Source organism: Caballeronia mineralivorans PML1(12), assembly GCF_001028175.1.
GTDB classification, from domain to species: domain Bacteria; phylum Pseudomonadota; class Gammaproteobacteria; order Burkholderiales; family Burkholderiaceae; genus Caballeronia; species Caballeronia mineralivorans.
In genome coordinates this window covers 47,609-64,210 of sequence record NZ_AEJF01000062.1, presented here as the reverse complement: position 1 = coordinate 64,210, position 16,602 = coordinate 47,609, and the positions used below count along the sequence as shown (strand labels likewise).

Annotated in this window: 16 protein-coding genes; 6 read left to right on the top strand and 10 right to left on the bottom strand. The window is 61.1% G+C overall.

All coding sequences use genetic code 11. The annotated features are described in order from the left end of the window. Positions 1-267: 267 nt before the first annotated feature. The 6 genes from EOS_RS07915 to EOS_RS07890 all read right to left on the bottom strand — a co-directional run bounded on the left by EOS_RS07915 (position 268) and on the right by EOS_RS07890 (position 4,977). The gene (locus EOS_RS07915; RefSeq protein WP_047846059.1) at positions 268-843 is read right to left on the bottom strand and encodes a helix-turn-helix domain-containing protein; all 576 of its coding nucleotides are present in this window, start codon (positions 841-843) and stop codon (positions 268-270) included. Between the two features lie 300 nt (positions 844-1,143). Next, on the bottom strand, positions 1,144-2,349 hold the full coding sequence (locus EOS_RS07910) for a tetratricopeptide repeat protein (protein ID WP_047846058.1): 1,206 nt from the start codon (positions 2,347-2,349) through the stop codon (positions 1,144-1,146). Between the two features lie 9 nt (positions 2,350-2,358). After that, a complete protein-coding gene (locus EOS_RS07905) occupies positions 2,359-2,790 on the bottom strand; it encodes an ExbD/TolR family protein (RefSeq protein WP_047846057.1) in 432 nt (143 codons plus the stop codon). Positions 2,791-2,848: 58 nt separating this feature from the next. Continuing rightward, on the bottom strand, positions 2,849-3,271 hold the full coding sequence (locus EOS_RS07900) for an ExbD/TolR family protein (RefSeq protein ID WP_047846056.1): 423 nt from the start codon (positions 3,269-3,271) through the stop codon (positions 2,849-2,851). A gap of 12 nt (positions 3,272-3,283) precedes the next feature. Next, entirely contained in the window at positions 3,284-4,189 is a 906-nt protein-coding gene (locus EOS_RS07895; RefSeq protein WP_047846055.1) for a MotA/TolQ/ExbB proton channel family protein, read from the bottom strand. A gap of 77 nt (positions 4,190-4,266) precedes the next feature. Then, positions 4,267-4,977 carry an energy transducer TonB gene (locus EOS_RS07890; RefSeq protein WP_075645295.1) on the bottom strand — a complete coding sequence of 237 codons (711 nt, stop codon included), beginning with the start codon at positions 4,975-4,977 and terminating at the stop codon, positions 4,267-4,269. A 1,275-nt stretch (positions 4,978-6,252) separates the two neighbouring features. Here EOS_RS07890 and EOS_RS07885 point away from each other — a divergent pair. Further along, on the top strand, positions 6,253-6,714 hold the full coding sequence (locus EOS_RS07885) for a TonB-dependent receptor (RefSeq protein WP_047846053.1): 462 nt from the start codon (positions 6,253-6,255) through the stop codon (positions 6,712-6,714). A 390-nt stretch (positions 6,715-7,104) separates the two neighbouring features. On the opposite strand, the gene EOS_RS07880 is transcribed toward EOS_RS07885, so the two are convergent. Together EOS_RS07880 and EOS_RS07875 are read right to left on the bottom strand one after the other, a co-directional pair. After that, positions 7,105-7,299: a hypothetical protein gene (locus EOS_RS07880; RefSeq protein WP_047846052.1), complete on the bottom strand. Its 195-nt coding sequence runs from the start codon at positions 7,297-7,299 to the stop codon at positions 7,105-7,107. Positions 7,300-7,344: 45 nt separating this feature from the next. After that, entirely contained in the window at positions 7,345-8,142 is a 798-nt protein-coding gene (locus tag EOS_RS07875; RefSeq protein WP_152693094.1) for a hypothetical protein, read from the bottom strand. On the opposite strand from EOS_RS07875, the gene EOS_RS07870 reads away from it, so the two are divergent. Continuing rightward, positions 8,120-8,803, top strand: coding sequence for a hypothetical protein (locus EOS_RS07870; RefSeq protein ID WP_047846050.1), 684 nt, complete (start codon positions 8,120-8,122; stop codon positions 8,801-8,803). The two genes, EOS_RS07875 and EOS_RS07870, sit on opposite strands and share 23 nt — an antisense overlap. A gap of 66 nt (positions 8,804-8,869) precedes the next feature. Here EOS_RS07870 and EOS_RS07865 read toward each other — a convergent pair whose 3' ends face one another. Then, positions 8,870-9,169 carry a hypothetical protein gene (locus EOS_RS07865; RefSeq protein WP_047846049.1) on the bottom strand — a complete coding sequence of 100 codons (300 nt, stop codon included), beginning with the start codon at positions 9,167-9,169 and terminating at the stop codon, positions 8,870-8,872. Positions 9,170-9,238: 69 nt separating this feature from the next. Further along, positions 9,239-9,922, bottom strand: coding sequence for a DJ-1/PfpI family protein (locus tag EOS_RS07860; protein ID WP_047846048.1), 684 nt, complete (start codon positions 9,920-9,922; stop codon positions 9,239-9,241). Positions 9,923-10,024: 102 nt separating this feature from the next. Between EOS_RS07860 and EOS_RS07855 the strand changes: the two genes are divergently transcribed. The 4 genes from EOS_RS07855 to EOS_RS07840 all read left to right on the top strand — a co-directional run bounded on the left by EOS_RS07855 (position 10,025) and on the right by EOS_RS07840 (position 16,597). Further along, positions 10,025-11,050 (top strand): GlxA family transcriptional regulator, encoded by a 1,026-nt coding sequence (locus EOS_RS07855; protein ID WP_047846047.1) that lies wholly within the window; start codon positions 10,025-10,027, stop codon positions 11,048-11,050. Positions 11,051-11,172: 122 nt separating this feature from the next. Beyond that, positions 11,173-12,411, top strand: a complete 1,239-nt coding sequence (locus EOS_RS07850; RefSeq protein WP_047846167.1) for an MFS transporter — start codon at positions 11,173-11,175, stop codon at positions 12,409-12,411. Positions 12,412-12,649: 238 nt separating this feature from the next. Then, positions 12,650-15,571 (top strand): bifunctional diguanylate cyclase/phosphodiesterase, encoded by a 2,922-nt coding sequence (locus tag EOS_RS07845; RefSeq protein ID WP_047846046.1) that lies wholly within the window; start codon positions 12,650-12,652, stop codon positions 15,569-15,571. Positions 15,572-15,649: 78 nt separating this feature from the next. Further along, the gene (locus EOS_RS07840) at positions 15,650-16,597 is read left to right on the top strand and encodes an aldo/keto reductase (RefSeq protein WP_047846045.1); all 948 of its coding nucleotides are present in this window, start codon (positions 15,650-15,652) and stop codon (positions 16,595-16,597) included. The last annotated feature ends 5 nt before the right edge of the window (positions 16,598-16,602 follow it).

Sequence of the window (16,602 nt, the reverse complement as noted above, 5' to 3'; positions counted from 1 at the left end):
CCCGCGCTCCTACTGCCCGGCAAACGGGTCAATAGCGCACCAGCTTGCAAATACAGACAGGAAGACGGGACTCTTCAGATACTTCAATATCGGACTACTTATTTATTACAAACGAAATGCGCAGCGCTTTCTAATTGTTTTCACTTCCACTACTTTGCATGATGGATGGACAACACCCCTTCCATCAGATCAACCTTACATAAAACCATAAGTAATGCTTACAAATACAGAGATAGTGTTTTTAACGAAAGCACGGAGCAAAAGCACCTAGAACAATCTTGGCGTGCCCACCCATATAACCACCGCTTCTTCGCGAGCGGTATTGCACCAGGCGTGAGGCACGGTGGACTCGAAATGCGCGGTGTCACCTGCCTGCAATACAAACGTCGTACCTTCTAACGTGAGCGACAACTGGCCGCTCATCACGTATAAAAACTCTTCCCCTGCATGTGTCGTGACTTCCGATGGGTTCTGTCCCACCGGCATCCTGACGAGAATCGCTTCCAGCTTGCCGCCGACCGACAAGTTCGTCAGCCATCCAAAAAGATTTGCGGTTCCGTCGAACCCGAAGTACTTCAGCTCACTTCCTCTACGCACTGACTTGTCTTCCGTTGGCGTGTCGACGAAGTACTGCACCGTGACGCCTAGCGCTCGCGCAATGCCAACTAGCGACGTAATAGAAGGCGTTGCATGACCTCGTTCCACCTGCGATAAAAAGGGCTTGGAAATCCCCGCACTCGTCGCCACTTCATCCAGCGTGCGCTTGAATCGTTGGCGCAGCGCGCGAATTTTGCTTCCTATGGAAACTGCGACCTGTGCCTTGTTATCGTGTGGCAAAACCATAGCAAGACAGAATCCCGTGTCAAAATTAGTTTGTATACCAAACTATGTTTTATCGGATGCAACATCCTCCCTAAGACACGTGCCATATGCCCGGTTAGTTGCCGCGATGCGTGGTTCAATCAATGCGATCGTCGGGATACTTTCGCACTTGCCTAAAACCTGGCGATGGTTGCATACGCAACCAACCCCGTCTACTGTCGAAGATCTGTGTTCCATACGGCGAGGATGCGCCGCCCGGTTCAATGCACGCATAGCTCGGCGGCACTTCGCAGGGTGGGACACGCTGGACCCGGGATGCCGTTACTTCGACGCCACCATCACCCACAATCGGGCGAGGTCGGCTGAACCGTCGGAGCCTTTCACCGCACGGAAGGTTTGCACTGCGCGAGCTTTGTCGCCTGCCACGTAGTAGGCCACGCCGAGATGCAGCTGCGCCTGGTCAGGGTGATCGAGCCCACCCTTCGCGATCGCCGCCTCCATTGCTGCAAAACCCTGCTTGGCTTGCCCCGCGAAGACCTGGTTGAAGCCGACGTCGATCGGCGCTACAGGGTTCGCCGGATCAACCGGCGCTTGCGCCCGCTTCGCGGCTAGTGCCTGCAACCGCTTTTCGCGATCCGCCTGTGCGTCGTGGCCCAGAACGCCCGATGCGAACCCCTGATCGATCACCTGCTTGCCCTCAGCCGTGGTACCCGCCACGATCGCGAGCTGGGTCATCTCCATGTAATCGTCGACGGTAGTGAGCGAACCGGTCGCACGCCGCAGCCGATAGGTGTCGATATCGAGCACCGACGAATAGCCCGGCTTCGCGCGTATCGCTTGAAACAGATCGTCCCAGTAGGACTGCTTCGGGTGATAGGCGACCAGTTTCTCAAGCGCACCGCGGTAGGTCGTGTCATCTTTTACACGCTGCGCGCACGTGCCGAGCAATTGCAGTTGCGACTCGTCGGGCGCATGGCCGGCACGCGCTTGCGCATCGACCCCAGGCTTGAGCAGGCTCACTACATTGCCGCAGTCGTTCGAAAGGTAGTAAGACTGCACAAGCAAAGTGCGCATATCGGGATCGCTGCCGCCTGACTTCTGATAGCGCTGCGCGACCTTGATAGCCTGTGCGTAGTTCTTTTGCTCGAAGTAGATGCCTGCAAGCGCCGCCGTGGTGCGTTGTTCGTCGGCGCCGGCAAGGCGCCCTGAGCTCAGCAACGTTTCATAGGCCTGGGCGGCCACACCGTTGTCGCCCGCCGCCGCCGCTGCAGCGCCGCGCATCTCTTCGACCATGAGGCTTTCATACGGCGTCTTGCCCGGCATGGCAGCCGCCTGATCGATTTTCGTCAATGCATCCCTGTACTTGTGCGCGCGATACAGATCCTGCGCGGCGTTCAGCGGCTTCGCCACATCCGGCCGCAAGGTGTCCGCGGCATGAGACGTGACCGGCAACACGACAAGCGCAGACAGTCCTCCGACAGCGGCCGCAATGACGGCGCGTTTGAACCGTTGATGGATCGTTAGCATTCCACTTCCCTATTGCATGTACTGCTCATTGCCGATCAGGCCGATCTTCGTCGCGCCCAGTCGTTGAGCGGACGCCATCACCGTTGCAACATCCTTATACGGCACCAGCTTGTTAGGCCGCAGATGGATTTCCGCCTGCACAGGTTCGGCGGCCACCTGTGCAAGCCTGGATTCGAGCGCCGCACGATCCGGCACCGGCTGGCCGTTCCAGGTCGTGGTGCCGTCGAAGTCGATATCGATCTGCACCACTTCCGGCTGCGTGATTGGCGGCGGCGGATTGCCGACCGGCAAGTTCATCTTGATGGCGTGCGTCTGGATCGGGATCGTGATGATCAGCATGATCAGCAACACCAGCATCACGTCGATCAGCGGCGTGGTGTTGATATCGACCATCACATCCGGTTCAGCGTTGCCGCCGCCCGACGATACGTTCATTCCCATAGTCGTCTCCTGTCGATCGGACTTGGCGCTTTAGCGCTTAGTCCGATCCCATGCAAAGCTAGCCGCCGCGCGCAGGCGGCTCAGTAATAAACGAAACCTTGGCGATACCGGCGCGTTCGCACTCGGTAATGACCCGGCCGATGAATTCATAACGCGCGTTCTGGTCACCGCGAACGTGCACTTCCGGTTGCGGCGTCATGACCGACACGGTTTTCAGGCGTGCCAGCAGCGTCGGCCCATCCACCTGCTTCTCGTTCCAGAAGAAATCGCCGTCGCGGTTGACCGCAATGACGATACTTTTGGGTGTGGTCTGCAGCGGCTGGATCGTCTCCTTCGGCAGTTGCACCGGCACCGTATGCGTCACCACCGGAATCGTGATCAGAAAGATGATCAGCAGGACCAGCATCACATCGACGAGCGGTGTGGTGTTGATATTGGAGATGACCTCGTCGTCATCATCTTGCCCAACGCTCATAGCCATGACGAACTCCGCTTATTGGGCCAGCGCTGCTTCGCGAGCCGTAGCGCGCGCCGAGCGCCGGCTGCCGGCGAGCAGGACGGTGTGCAGTTGTGCGCCGAACGCACGAACACGCTCCATCACCGACTTGTTGCGGCGAACCAGGAAGTTGTAGCCGAGCACCGCCGGCACGGCCACGGCGAGACCGATCGCGGTCATGATCAGCGCTTCACCCACCGGGCCCGCGACCTTGTCGATCGAAGCCTGGCCGGCGATACCGATTGCCGTCAGCGCGTGATAAATCCCCCACACGGTACCGAACAGACCGACGAACGGCGCTGTCGAGCCGACTGTGCCGAGGAAAGCCAGACCGTCCTGCAGACGATTCGATACGTTGGTGATGGCACGATCAACCGAGGCATCGATCCACGTGTTGCGGTCGACGGCTTCGAGCAGTGCTTCGTCGTGGTGTTCGCCTGCCTCGATGGCTGTTTCGGCGATGAAGCGGAACGGCGAGGCTTCGTCGAGCATCTTCGCGCCTTCGGCTAGCGACGGCGCGGTCCACAGCTGCTCGTCGGCGCTCTTCGCGCGGCGGTTGGCACGGAACTGCTCGAAAAACTTGGTGATCATGATGTACCAGCTGCCCATCGACATGAGCACCAGCAGAATCAGCACGAAGCGTGCAACAAAGTCACCGTTCTTCCAGAGCGCGCCGAGGCCGTAGGGGTTGTTGACGGTTTCGGACGTAGCCGGTTCCGGCGGCGGTACCGCTTGGTCTGTGGCCGGGCCGGCCATTTGCGGTGCTGCGGTGGCGGGTGCCGTAGCCGACGCGGTCGCGTCGCTAGCTTGCGCGTGGGCCATGTGCGGTGCCACAAAGGTATCCACCGTGGTTACGGCGAACAACAGGGTTGCCGCCAATGCGGCGAGAGTACGCTTTTTCATGCCTGCTCCAAGTTCATTAGTACAACTTCTAAACTAAGACTGATAAATCGCTACCGGTACCGAACAGCCAGTGGGTTTCAGTTCAGGTTAAACGAGAACGGAACTTGCACACGGACCGGTTGGCCTTGGGAAACGCACGTGAACTGCTTGACCGCGTTGAACGCAGCGCGATCGAGTGAGGAATCGTCTGCAGACTTGGCAACGCGTTCATTCGTAATATGGCCCTGCGCGTCGACTACGAATTCAATCAACACATCACCCGTCACGTTGTTCTCCTGCGCTTCCTTCGGGTAGCGAATCGACGAACGGATCTGATCCGAGTTCGGGCATACAACCCCGACTTCGACGCTCACGGGTTTGCTCGGCGCGGGAGGTGCCGGCGGTGCGGGAGGCGCCACGGCGGGTGCCGACACGACCGGTGCGGCCTGGTGCGTGATGGTCGGCTGGGGCGGCGTTTGCACCTGCACTTCCGGCGGCGGTACGAACGGCGGCGGCGGCGGTGCGAACTTCGGCGGTGGCAATTGCACGGTGGGCAACGGCGGCGGAGGCGGTGGCTTCACCGGCTCGATGATCTTCGTTTCGATAGGATGCTGGATAACCTGTACGACCTTGGTGGCAAGGCCGTTGATAAGTGCATAGATCAGCACGATGTGCAGGAGCAGAACAACCGCGATACCGCCAAAGCGGCGTACCGGGTTTTGCTGCTTGCGCCCAAACTCACGCGGGCGCCCTGGCCTTCCCATACGAGCTGTTGCTGCCGGAAATTGTCCTTCGACTTTCGTACCCACCTTTACTCCTCCGGCGTGAACCGTCCATTTCTGTAACTGCAGTGCGCGTACATACCGCAACCAACGTTCACTTCGGACAACCGCTTCCTTCGCTCCGACCCTTGATTTGCACTCCGAATTTATGCCGCAGCGCGCAAACCTGATGCGATGACACGGATGCGGCTGTGAGACGCCCAGCGGTACTTCACGCCCGCCGAACGATCATCTGACTAGAACCACGATAGATTAAATCCGACTCGCTCATTTTGGTCTGGCATTAACACCCGGAGACAATTTGAACGAAGCGCACTACGGCTTCTGAACTTTTTGCGCGATTGTCACCGGCGTTTCATGGGATGCGACGATAGCAGGACAAAATGCACGGTCAAACTTTATTTGATGGCAGCATACCAAGTTTAGAGGGAATACTCTAACTAATGCTGTGCTTGCGTCGCTTTAAAAGAATAAGCGGATGTTCGAACGGATACGCGCGCGCCTTTGATAACTCGCCAATTGGGATGCAACCGCCATTCCGGCTTTCCATGGCACGCCATGAGCTGCCGTCGAATGGCAGATAGTGCATGGCGCAAAAGCCTACTGGGCGGGCCTTTGAGACGGTTTCACAGCACCTCTGGCGAGTGATGATCGAGCGCCGACTAGAGGCCAGCGTCGAAAGCGGGAAAATGAAAGAAGGAAGACTTCGTTTGAAAAAAATTTTAGCGGTATTTACGAAACTCTAAATGCACATTTGAATTACACCATTTTAAAATTACAAGAGTATTTCAAATAATTACATAAAGCATACGGCATTCATAATGGTCCGCTTTGATTTTCAGGACGCTCGGTAATTAGTGCTCATAGAACTCACATTTGCTGATTCATAACATCCTGTTATGAAGCATAATAAATCCGCCTTCTTTGCTGCCCAATAACATCCTGTTATAAAGCATAATAAATCCGCTTTCTATGGAGTATTGAAAGTTCAGCCCTGTTGAATGGAAAAATTCTGCTATGTGAAGAAGGAAATCTCCTGGGACTGCCGGTTGTCTACTGGCCGGTCTGTGGAGTCGCCTGCTACGACCATACGCAGGCCGGCCAGTAGACAACCCGTTCACCGGCTGCGTTGCAGCAGGTGGCCGGTGAACGCAATATTGCGGCGCTCCACTACCAAGTCGACGTGTCCATCATTCGCAACCTGACGTTCAGCCATTCAAGTCGTTAAGATCACTAAGCGATTTCGACGGCGCGTTCTCGCCGCGCTTCGCGCTTCGTTATCAGCCGATCTCGATGTAGACGATGTACGGCTCGTACAGCCGTGGCTTCTGGGCGCCAACGCTGGTCGAAAACTCGCAGTCGAAGACGTTGTCTATCCAGACTGCATCCGACCCGCTCGATCCGTTTCAGCCCGGTGTGCCGCAGTCCATCAGCGAGTTGACCAACGGCAATCCGAATCTGCAGCCTGAACGCACGAAGAACTACAACATCGGCTTCCAGTTGTCACCGGATACGACGGCCGGCTTCGGCTTCGACTTCTACAAGATCAAGATCAACAACGCGATCGGCACGGGACTCATCCAGGGTGAAGTGAATGCGAACAACCCGGACGGGACGATCGCCTATGTGAACACTACCCATGCGAACTTGGGCACGCTGACGACCGATGGTTTTGAAGTCACACCTATCGCAAGTCGGTTGGCACGAGCGTGGGTACGTTCACGCTGTCAGGCGACGTTGCCTACAGGTTCTAACCCTTTGTAGATGGATGTCCAGGCCGCGCACTGTTTCCTGGTGCGCCGCCTCTGCCATTTGAGAGCCTGGCCTTGATCTCCGCTCTTATCCGCCACACCCAAGTCGGATTCGGACAAGCACCTCGGGGCGAGGCCCTATATAGCGTGATGCGGGCGCATGCAAGTGTCGCCGATATGCATCAATGCGGTCTACAAAACATACCGGGGTACTAACTTCTGAATTAATTGCACTATTCTTATACGAACGATCCGGCCGCATCATGAACCGGCATCGACACCTGCCCGAGGGGTTCGGCATGAACCTGTTATCTTTTCGCACGCCTGTCCTTTATGCGACTTGCCTTCGCTGTGGCAATGCGCTGACCCACGGCGAAGAAGAATGCCCGCATTGCGGCACGAATCAGTCGCGTGAAATGCGCGCACTGAACTCCGTGGGCTTCAATAACAGCAGTGTCATGCTGATGCCGGGGCGCATGCTCGTGCCGTATCCGAGCGTGCCCGAGGAAGTCGACACGGCGATGAATATAGCCCGTGCACGCGCCCGGATCGCCAGGCGCGTGGCGTTCGGCGTGGCGAGCGGCGGGCTGCTCGCCATAGCGCTCGCGCTGACTTATGCCCCCGGCCTGAGATCGCCCGTGGTTCAGCGGCTGGCTGCACTACCGGAGCCCGCGAAGACGCCCGCCTTCGTTCCGATAGCACCTGAGAATGCCGCGAACGCGGCTGCACCGGCAAGCACGACGACGGTCATTGCAGCAGCAACCCCGGCGAGTGCGACCACGGTCATTGCGGCAGCGAATCCCGCGAGCTCGATCGCTGCGGCACCGACACACGCACCGAATCCCGCAATGGCGATGATCGCGACGATCACAAGGAACGTAACGAATGCCATTGCCTCCATGCGCACGGCAAGTTCAACGGTCGCACTGAGTCCGGCTACCGGACCGGTTTCAAAGGGTTCCACGAACCCATCCGGCCCGATGGCCGCGACGACCACGCAAAGCCCGGTAACGGCATCACCATCGAAGAGCTCAACGCCCGTCACAACCGCGCAAAGCCCGGTAACGGCAGCACCATCGAAGAGCTCAACGCCCGTCACAACCGCGCAAAGCTCGGTAACGGCAGCACCACCAAAGAGCTCGACGCCCGCGACGACCGTCACGATCGCGCAGAACACAATCCCTGCGCCGGCCCCGAAAAGCGCCGCCACCGCGCCGAACCCGACGCCTGCAACCAACACACCGCCCTCACCCGCCGCAGCCAAGCTCGCCGCCATACCGCCCGCCCCCAGCCCTGCCGCCGTCGCCGATGTCCCTATCGCCAGCCACGCACCGCAGCCGTCCACGCCCGTTACAAAGGAATTGCCGAAGCTGTCGTTACCGCCCGTCTCGCCGGTCATTGCCACGGAGCGTCCGCCCTTGGGCAGCCCGGGCGAAAGCATCTACTTCACACGCCTTGCATTGGCCACGAGCGACCTGAGCGCCGCGCGCAAGAACCTGACCAACGTGCCCGCGAATCAGGCCAGCAGCCCCGACGTCCAGCGGCTTCGCGACGACCTGGCCCAACGCGAAGCCGCACGCGATGCCGCGATGCAACACGCCCGCGCATGCGACGCGACAGCTTCATGGCGATGTGCACGGCGCTACGCGAAGGACGCGCTTGCCATCGATTCGAGCTACACCGACTCGCGCGCATTTCTCAGGCATGTCGCTATTAAAGTAGCTGAGGCAAAGAAGGCCGCAGAAGGCGCGGCAGCTCAGATAGCCGCCACCACGCCGCGCGCTGTCACTTATCCAGCGCCGCTCCGCGAGGCCGAGCCGGTCCCGCGCACGGCCACGGCCACGGTTGCAAGCACGGGTAGCACGTCGACAACGGGCAACAGCGCACCGCACACGATTGCGAATCCGCCCACGCACGCGCCTCTTGCACCGCGCGTGCTTCGTGAAACCCGCGAGGTTCACGAAGCACGCGTGGTGCAAGAGGCGCGGGACCCCATCGCGGCATTCCAGTACGCTCAGACTGCAGACGTGGCGCCACCTGAGCCCAAGGCGCTCGACAACAACGCGCCGATTCGCCCGGCCGGTCGCGGCGAAGCACATTGAACTGCATCAAGGCTTGAAGCGGAGACGCGTCCGTCGCCGCTTCAAGCAACAACCGCTACCCCGCACTCATTGCCCGTTCGCCTTGTCTTCCGCTTTCCGCAAGTTATCCGGGTAGTCGTTACGATCCGCCGCCGGGTTATACCCGTTCTTCTCCAACTGCCCCAGTTCGGCCGAATTCTTCGCGCGCGCTGCTTTTCTCTCGGCCTTGCGTTGTGCCTTCTGCGCCTGTTTGGACGTCAACGCCGGCGTCGACGGTGGCGTGGCCGGCGTCGCATCCGCGCTTTGAGCAAATGAATCAGGAGTCGCGCCCAACACTATGCCGAGCGAGGCCAGGACGGTGATCGAACGAACCCGAGCGCATGACATGACACCCGTCTCCTGTAAGAAGCAGGCCCGTCGATCCGAGTCACCCGCGTCGGCACTGCGCCAGGTCTGCTACGAATTCAATCGCGCCGCGGCACGCTCAACTATTGCTGTGCGTTGAGCACGCCCCGATTCACCGCGATTCCACACCAGATCCACTACCGCCTTCGGTGCGGTATTGGGTGTACCTGAATTAAAGGGCGGAGCGGGCGCATATTCCAGTTGAAGTTGAATTGCCTGCGCTTCTGTTTCGCCGATCAAACCAGTGAGAAGCGTCAGCGCAAAATCGATGCCCGCCGTCACACCGCCGCCCGTCATCAGATTGCCGTCCTCAACCACGCGCTCTTTCACGGGAATTGCCCCGAACCGTTCGAGCAAATGATGGAACGCCCAGTGCGTGGTCGCGCGCCGGCCGCGCAGCAAACCGGCCGCTCCGAGAACCAGTGAACCGGTGCAGACCGACGTGACGAAGCGCGCCTCCCCAGCTTGGCGCTTGATGAAATCGAGCGCGGCGTCGTCCTCCATCAAGTCGCCGACGCCCACCCCACCCGGCACGCACAACACGTCGAGCGCGGGGCAATCGGCGAACGTGATGGTGGGCGTCAACACGAGGCCACTGCTCGCCTTGACCGGATCGAGGGTGTTTGCAATCAGGTGAACGGTTGCGCCCGGGACCATCGCGAAGACGTCGTGCGGGCCGGTCAAGTCGAGTTGCTGGACGCGCGGAAAGACGAGGAAACCGATATGCAATGTCATGGTGATGAGCCTTAAAAGGAAGTAGACGTGCCGACGATACCCCGCTACGCTTTGGCGTAGTCATCAATCAACCCTCGTTTCACGCCAATCGAGTCATGAACCATGAATGACACGCCTCGCCGTATCGATATCCTCGCGTTTCCAGATGTCCAACTGCTCGACGTTTCCGGGCCGCTTCAGGTTTTCGCGTCCGCCAACGAACTCTCCCTGGCAAGTGGCGCAAGCGCGCCCTATACGGCGCGCGTGGTTGCCACAGCCGCGGGGGAAATCCAGAGCACCGCGGGTCTCGGCCTGTTCGCCCAGCCCTTGCCGACTGCAGACCAGGCGACGGATACGCTGATCATCGCGGGCGGACGCGGTGTACACGCGGCATCGAAAGATGCGGCGCAAGTGGCGTGGGTCAGGGAGCGCGCGTCGCAGTGCCGGCGAGTAGCGTCGGTGTGCACGGGCGCGTTTCTGCTCGCGGCCGCTGGCTTGCTCGACGAGCGCCGCGCGGTCACGCACTGGGCGCATTGCGAACAACTCGGGCACCGTTATCCGGCGGTCCACGTCGATCCCGCGCCCATTTTTATTCGCGACGGCTCGGTGTGGACATCGGCGGGCGTGACAGCCGGCATTGATCTCGCGCTGGCACTGGTCGAGGACGATCTCGGGCGCGCGCTCGCACTCGACGTGGCGCGCGAACTGGTGGTGTTCCTGAAACGGCCGGGCGGCCAGGCGCAGTTCAGCGCGACGCTGTCGCTGCAAAAAGCGGGTGACCGCTTCGGCGATCTGCACGCGTGGATAGCGGAAAACATGGCAGCCGACCTGTCGATCGCGACACTGGCCGAGCGCGCCGGCATGAGCGAGCGCAGCTTCGTGCGGCACTATCGCGCGCAAACGGGGGTCACGCCGGCGCGCGCCATCGATCAATTGCGCCTGGAAGCGGCGCGCCGCCTGCTGGGCGATACGTCGTTTCCGGTCAAGCGGGTGGCCGCGCGTTGTGGGTTCGGATCGGAGGAAACCATGCGGCGCAGCTTCCTGCGTTCAACGGGGGTCACGCCGCAGGCTTACCGCGAACGCTTCTCGGCAGGCGGCCGCGGCGAAAGCGAGGGTGAGTCCTCCCACGGAACTCTCACGCACGACTAGCGGCTACGGCAGCGCACCAACCCGGTTCAGCACATCCGTTCGAGCCTTCGTGGATGCGAAAGACTTATTCTTTCGCGATAATGCTGCATTGCGCTCCGCCAAAAATCCACAATTTTCCCAAAATGTCCATTATCGATGTCCCCAATGACCCGCTCACGCGCGTGATCGCGCCCTATGGAGCGGGTCCCGCCGAACTCGCGCTCGCCGTCGGCGGCCTGGCTATCGGCACGGGCGAATTCGCGTCCATGACGATCCTGCCCGTTATCGCGAACGGCCTCGATACGTCGCTGCCCACCATGGGCCACATCATCAGCGCGTATGCGCTCGGCGTAGTGATCGGCGCACCGCTCATCACCATTTTCTTCGCGAAGATCCCGCGCCGTGCGATGTTGATCGGCCTGATGCTGATGTTCGCCTTCGGTAATTTGCTGAGCGCGCTCGCGCCGAATTACCCCATGCTGCTGATCGCGCGCTTTATTTCCGGCGTGCCGCATGGCGCCTATTTCGGGGTGGCGGCTTTGACGGCGGCATCGCTCGTGCCGCCCGACCGGCGAGCGCGAGCAGTGGGACGAGTGATGCTGGGCCTGACAATCGCCAATATTTTTGGCGTACCGCTCGCAACCTGGCTCGGGCAATGGCTCGGCTGGCGCGCGGATTTCCTGCTGGTTGGCACACTCGGCATTCTTACGATGATTGGCGTGCGCATCTTTCTCCCGCCTATTCACGCAGGCGGCGCCACGCCGCGGCGCGAGCTCGGCGTGTTCAGGCGCTTGCAAGTCTGGCTGACGCTGTCGGTGATCGCGGTCGGCTTCGGCGGCCTGTTTGCGGTCTACACCTACATCACGCCGACGCTGCTGAACGTGACCCACGTGGCGCCCTGGCGCGTACCGCTGCTGCTCGGCGCGCTGGGTGTCGGCATGACGGCGGGCAGCCTGATCGGCGGTGTGCTGGCTGACAAGTCGCGGCTCTGGACCATCTTCGGCATGCTGATCTGGAACGCCGCCGCGCTGGCTGCTTTTGCGTATTCTTCGGCAAACGAATGGACCGCGACGCTCAACCTGTTCGCGATGGGACTCGGCATCGCCGTGGTGCCGGCGGTGCAGACGCGCCTGATGGATGTGGCCGGCGACGCGCAGACCGTGGCCGCCGCGCTCAATCATTCGGCCTTCAACATTGCAAACGCCCTGGGTGCGTGGGCGGGCGGCGTAGTGGTGGCGATGGGCTTCGGACTCGAGGCCACGGGCTGGACGGGTGCGCTGCTCGCATGCGGTGGTATCGTGCTGTTGGGTGTTTCCGTCGCGGTGGAACGGCGCTCGATGGCGTCGGGACCCGCGACGGTATGCGGTTCGTCGGGCGCATGAACGATGCTTGTCATGCGTCGCGCCAAAAACGCCCGGTAAGGGTGGAACGGACGGATTGCTTACGCAAAGCCCTCAAGCCCCAAGCTGCGCTGCCGTTATAACAATCAGCCGTCTACACGCGCACAAACCAAGGAGCGGGCTCGTTTCAATCCCTCCAGTGTCAGGATGAATGGTCAATAGCATCGACATCGAACGAGATTGAATCAGGAGCCGGAGCATCCTTCGGCTCGGAGCACCGATGAACGTCCCTCCTGCAAACCATGCCAGGCCGATAGCCGACGACAGCAGCGATGAAACCGCTGCGGCCGTCGCACGCGCGGCCGCTGAACCGGCGAGGTGGACGGTCACGGACAGTGCAGTCGACGTGCTGTTGCGCAATGCCCGCGCGCAAGTCGATACAAACGCCTGGGCGTGGTATCAGGTCGGCGAGGACCTGCATCTGACGGCTCAGGGCGACGCGGCAGAGGTGTGGCCCGCCATGCTCACCGCCGACAACTTCCACGCCTTTTGCACGACCCGCCGCCTGTGTCTCTGGCCGACGGGCAGCGGCGAAAGCATCCTGGGCTGGCTGCTCGCGCCCGCCGCCCACGCGGGAAGTCCTACGCTTGCCAACCTCGCCCGCAGCCTGGGCGAAGCCCTGCAAACCGACGCCCTGGCGCGCGCGCAAAACACCCAGCGCGTGCTCTACGAAATCGCCTATCTCGCCAGCTCCATGCGCGAACGATCGGCGTTCCTGCTCGGCGTGCACCAGCAACTCGCCACGCTGATCGACGCAGAGAACTTCTATCTCGCGCTTTACGACCCATCGAGCGGCAAGATCACGTACCCGTATTACGTCGATGTGATCGATACCCTCGCGCGCGAAACAGCGATCTACGACACACTCGATCCGTCGCGGCTGTCGCTGACCGGGCAAGTGCTGACCACGGGCCAGCCGCTTCTCATCGACGCCGCCGGCATCCGCGCCGCCGAGCGGGAAGGCCGTTTCTATTGCATGGGGGATCGCCCGGAATTCTGGATGGGCGCACCGCTCAAGAATGCGTCGGACGAAGTCTTCGGCATGATTGCCATGCAGGTCTACGACATCTCGCGCGTCTACAGCGTGGAGGATCGCGCGCTTTTCCTGGTCGTCGCCCGGCATGTGGCCATGGCGCTCGACCGGATCCTGCATCGCGCCGATCTGGAAGAAACGGTATCGCGCCGGACTGCTGAGTTATCTGAACTGAACCAGGCGTTGCGGCAGGAGATCGCGGAACGCAAGCGTGCCGAGCACCTGCAGGGCGCGTTGTTCCAGATTGCCGAGCTGTCGAGCCGCCACGGCGACATGATGGAGTTTTTCCGCAGCCTGCATGGCATTGTCGGCGAGTTGCTGTATGCGCAAAACTTCTACATTGCGCTAGTCGACAGCACGACGGCGACAGTGTCCTTTCCGTATTATGTCGATGAACTGCTGAACACTCATCCCACGCCTCGATGCAACCGGCGTGGCCTGACAGAGTACGTGATCAGGCAGCGCCGTCCGTGTCTGATCGATCTCGCCGAAGCCACGCGGCTGGTAGAGACGGGTGAGATCGAACGCGCGGGCGAAAGCATCAAGCTGCGCTCGTGGCTGGGCATTCCGCTCTTCGACGGCGACGTCGTGCGCGGCGTGCTCGCCGTACAAAGCTATTCCACGCAGGTGCGTTACTCGTTGCGCGACCAGGAACTGCTGACGTTCGTGTCGCGCCACATCGATACCGCCCTCTCAAGACGCAGTGCTGCCGAAGCACTGCATGCGGCCAACCTGGAACTCGAGGAACGCGTGCAGAACCGCACCCGCGAGCTCGACCAGGCCAACGCGCGGCTGCAGCACGAGAATTCGCACGATGCGCTGACCGGCCTGCCGAATCGCAGTCACTTGTTGCAGCGGCTGCAGGAAGCGTGGCTGGGTCATCACGGTGAAGGTCAGCAACTGGCCGTGATGTTTATCGATCTCGACCGCTTCAAGGTGGTGAACGATAGCCTCGGCCATCATTTCGGCGACCTGCTGCTGGTGCAGGCAGCGGCCCGCCTGCGTAGCTGCCTGGGCGAGCACGATCTGCTCGCGCGCCTCGGTGGCGATGAGTTCGCCGTGTTGTCGCCGGGTGCGCCGCTGGATGCCGCCGTGGCTATCGCGGAACGGATCCTGGCGGCGTTCGACCTGCCGTTCCATATAGACGACCATGTGGTGTTTTCGTCGTGCAGCATCGGCATCGTGGGTCCGGATAGCCAGTTTCATAAAGAGCCGGCCGATCTGCTGCGCGACGCCGATACCGCGATGTATCGCGTGAAGAACGGTGGCCGCGATAGTTTCGTCGTGTTCAATCATGCGCTGCGGCGCGAGGTGTCCGATCAGGTCGAACGCGAAGGAGCGTTACGTAATGCGCTCAAACGCGACGACGAACTGGTGCCGTATTTTCAGCCTATCGTCTGCGTGAACAGCGGCCAGCTTATGGCGCTGGAAGCGTTGATCCGATGGCGCCAGCCCGACGGCCGCGTGATCGGGCCGGGGCAATTCCTTCCGGCGGTGGAAGGCTTGCGTCTGATCGGGCGGCTCGATCTCTACATGCTCACGCGCGTCGCGGCCATCCTCGCGAAGCCGGAACACGCGGACTGGCCGCCGGTGCATGTGAACTGTTCGAGCTACAGCATGACGCGCCCGGAATTCGCCGACGATGTCCTTGCCCTGCTCGCACGCCACGGCGTCGCGCCGTCGCGGATCTGCCTGGAGCTCACGGAAGGCGCGCTTGTCGCCGAGCCCGATCTCGCAAGGCGCTCGATGCAGCGTCTCGCCGACCACGGCATGTCGGTCGTGCTCGATGACTTCGGCGCGGGATTTTCGTCGCTGAGTTATGTGCATCAGTATCGCTTCAGCGGCCTGAAAATCGACCAGTCGTTCATCTTCGAACTGACCACCAGTCCGCGCAGCAGCGCGATCGTACGGGCAATCGTGCGGATGGCGGAGTCGCTGGACCTGACGCTCGTGGCTGAAGGCGTGGAGAACGCTGAAACGCTGGCGGCGCTGCGCGAGATGGGTGCCGCGCAGGCGCAAGGTTATTACTTCGCCGAGCCGATGCCACTGGAAGAACTCCTGCTGACCACCCTTGCGTCTCGCTTGCAGGTGCTGACGCAAGAGCCTTGAGAGACGGTTAGCGCGGCAACTACGCATCTTCGTGACTTCGCCTATGCTGTGAGCTGATCCGTCATGGCGAGGCTTTTCATGCGCCCCACTTCCGCCGACGCCCGTCGTCGACGCCTCCTGCTCCTTGCCGCCAGCGGCACGTTGTTGCCTTTGAGCCTGCCGGCAGGCTTCGCACAAACGCCCTCTACCGTCGCACCGCTGCCGCACATGAACACACGCCCTATTCCGTCCACGGGCGAACCGCTGCCGGTTGTCGGCTGCGGCACCTGGCGCACCTTCGACGTTGGTGACAGCCCCCAAGCGCAAGCCGCGCTCGCCGAGGTCCTGCGCATCCTGTTCGACAACGGCGGCTCGGTAATCGATTCATCGCCGATGTACGGATCGTCGGAAGCGGTCGCGGGAGCGGTGCTGACGCGCATCGGCGGCCACGGCCGCGCGTTTGTCGCGACCAAGGTATGGACTGAAGGCCGCGACGCGGGCATCGCACAAATGGAAGAATCGATGCGGCGTTTTCAACAACCCCGCATCGACCTGATGCAGATTCACAATCTGCTCGACTGGCGCACGCAGCTCGCCACCTTGCGTGAATGGAAAGCACAGGGCCGGATTCGCTATCTCGGCATAACGCATTACACGTCGGGCGCATTCGCCGAGGTGGAAGCCGTGATGCGCTCGGAGACACTCGATTTCGTGCAGATCAACTACGCCGCCGATGACCGCGCGGCCGAGCAACGCTTGCTGCCGCTTGCGAGGGAACGCGGGATTGGCGTGGTCGTGAACCAGCCGTTCGGCGGTGGCGGTTTGCTTGGCAAACTCAAGGGACAGCCCGTGCCCGCGTGGAGCAAGGAGATCGGCTGCACGACCTGGGCGCAACTGCTGCTCAAGTTCGTGCTTGCGCATCCGGCGGTGACGTGCGTGATTCCAGGCACCGGACGGCCTGAATATATGCAGGACAACGTGCGCGCCGGATTCGGTAGTTATCCGGATGAATCGATGAGGCAGCGCATAGCAGCGGCGGTGGCTTGATTGCG

What these genes read in the sequence shown, in the direction of transcription:
- EOS_RS07865 (WP_047846049.1), bottom strand. Translation starts at nt 9,169, where the DNA reads ATGTCATGCGCTCGGGTTCGTTCGATCACCGTCCTGGCCTCGCTCGGC.
- EOS_RS07905 (WP_047846057.1), bottom strand. Translation starts at nt 2,790, where the DNA reads ATGGGAATGAACGTATCGTCGGGCGGCGGCAACGCTGAACCGGATGTG.
- EOS_RS07910 (WP_047846058.1), bottom strand. Translation starts at nt 2,349, where the DNA reads ATGCTAACGATCCATCAACGGTTCAAACGCGCCGTCATTGCGGCCGCT.
- EOS_RS07875 (WP_152693094.1), bottom strand. Translation starts at nt 8,142, where the DNA reads ATGCTTTCGCCCGGGCTGCCCAAGGGCGGACGCTCCGTGGCAATGACC.
- EOS_RS07850 (WP_047846167.1), top strand. Translation starts at nt 11,173, where the DNA reads ATGTCCATTATCGATGTCCCCAATGACCCGCTCACGCGCGTGATCGCG.
- EOS_RS07860 (WP_047846048.1), bottom strand. Translation starts at nt 9,922, where the DNA reads ATGACATTGCATATCGGTTTCCTCGTCTTTCCGCGCGTCCAGCAACTC.
- EOS_RS07845 (WP_047846046.1), top strand. Translation starts at nt 12,650, where the DNA reads ATGAACGTCCCTCCTGCAAACCATGCCAGGCCGATAGCCGACGACAGC.
- EOS_RS07880 (WP_047846052.1), bottom strand. Translation starts at nt 7,299, where the DNA reads ATGGCGAGCAGCCCGCCGCTCGCCACGCCGAACGCCACGCGCCTGGCG.
- EOS_RS07840 (WP_047846045.1), top strand. Translation starts at nt 15,650, where the DNA reads ATGCGCCCCACTTCCGCCGACGCCCGTCGTCGACGCCTCCTGCTCCTT.
- EOS_RS07900 (WP_047846056.1), bottom strand. Translation starts at nt 3,271, where the DNA reads ATGGCTATGAGCGTTGGGCAAGATGATGACGACGAGGTCATCTCCAAT.
- EOS_RS07915 (WP_047846059.1), bottom strand. Translation starts at nt 843, where the DNA reads ATGGTTTTGCCACACGATAACAAGGCACAGGTCGCAGTTTCCATAGGA.
- EOS_RS07885 (WP_047846053.1), top strand. Translation starts at nt 6,253, where the DNA reads ATGTACGGCTCGTACAGCCGTGGCTTCTGGGCGCCAACGCTGGTCGAA.
- EOS_RS07855 (WP_047846047.1), top strand. Translation starts at nt 10,025, where the DNA reads ATGAATGACACGCCTCGCCGTATCGATATCCTCGCGTTTCCAGATGTC.
- EOS_RS07895 (WP_047846055.1), bottom strand. Translation starts at nt 4,189, where the DNA reads ATGAAAAAGCGTACTCTCGCCGCATTGGCGGCAACCCTGTTGTTCGCC.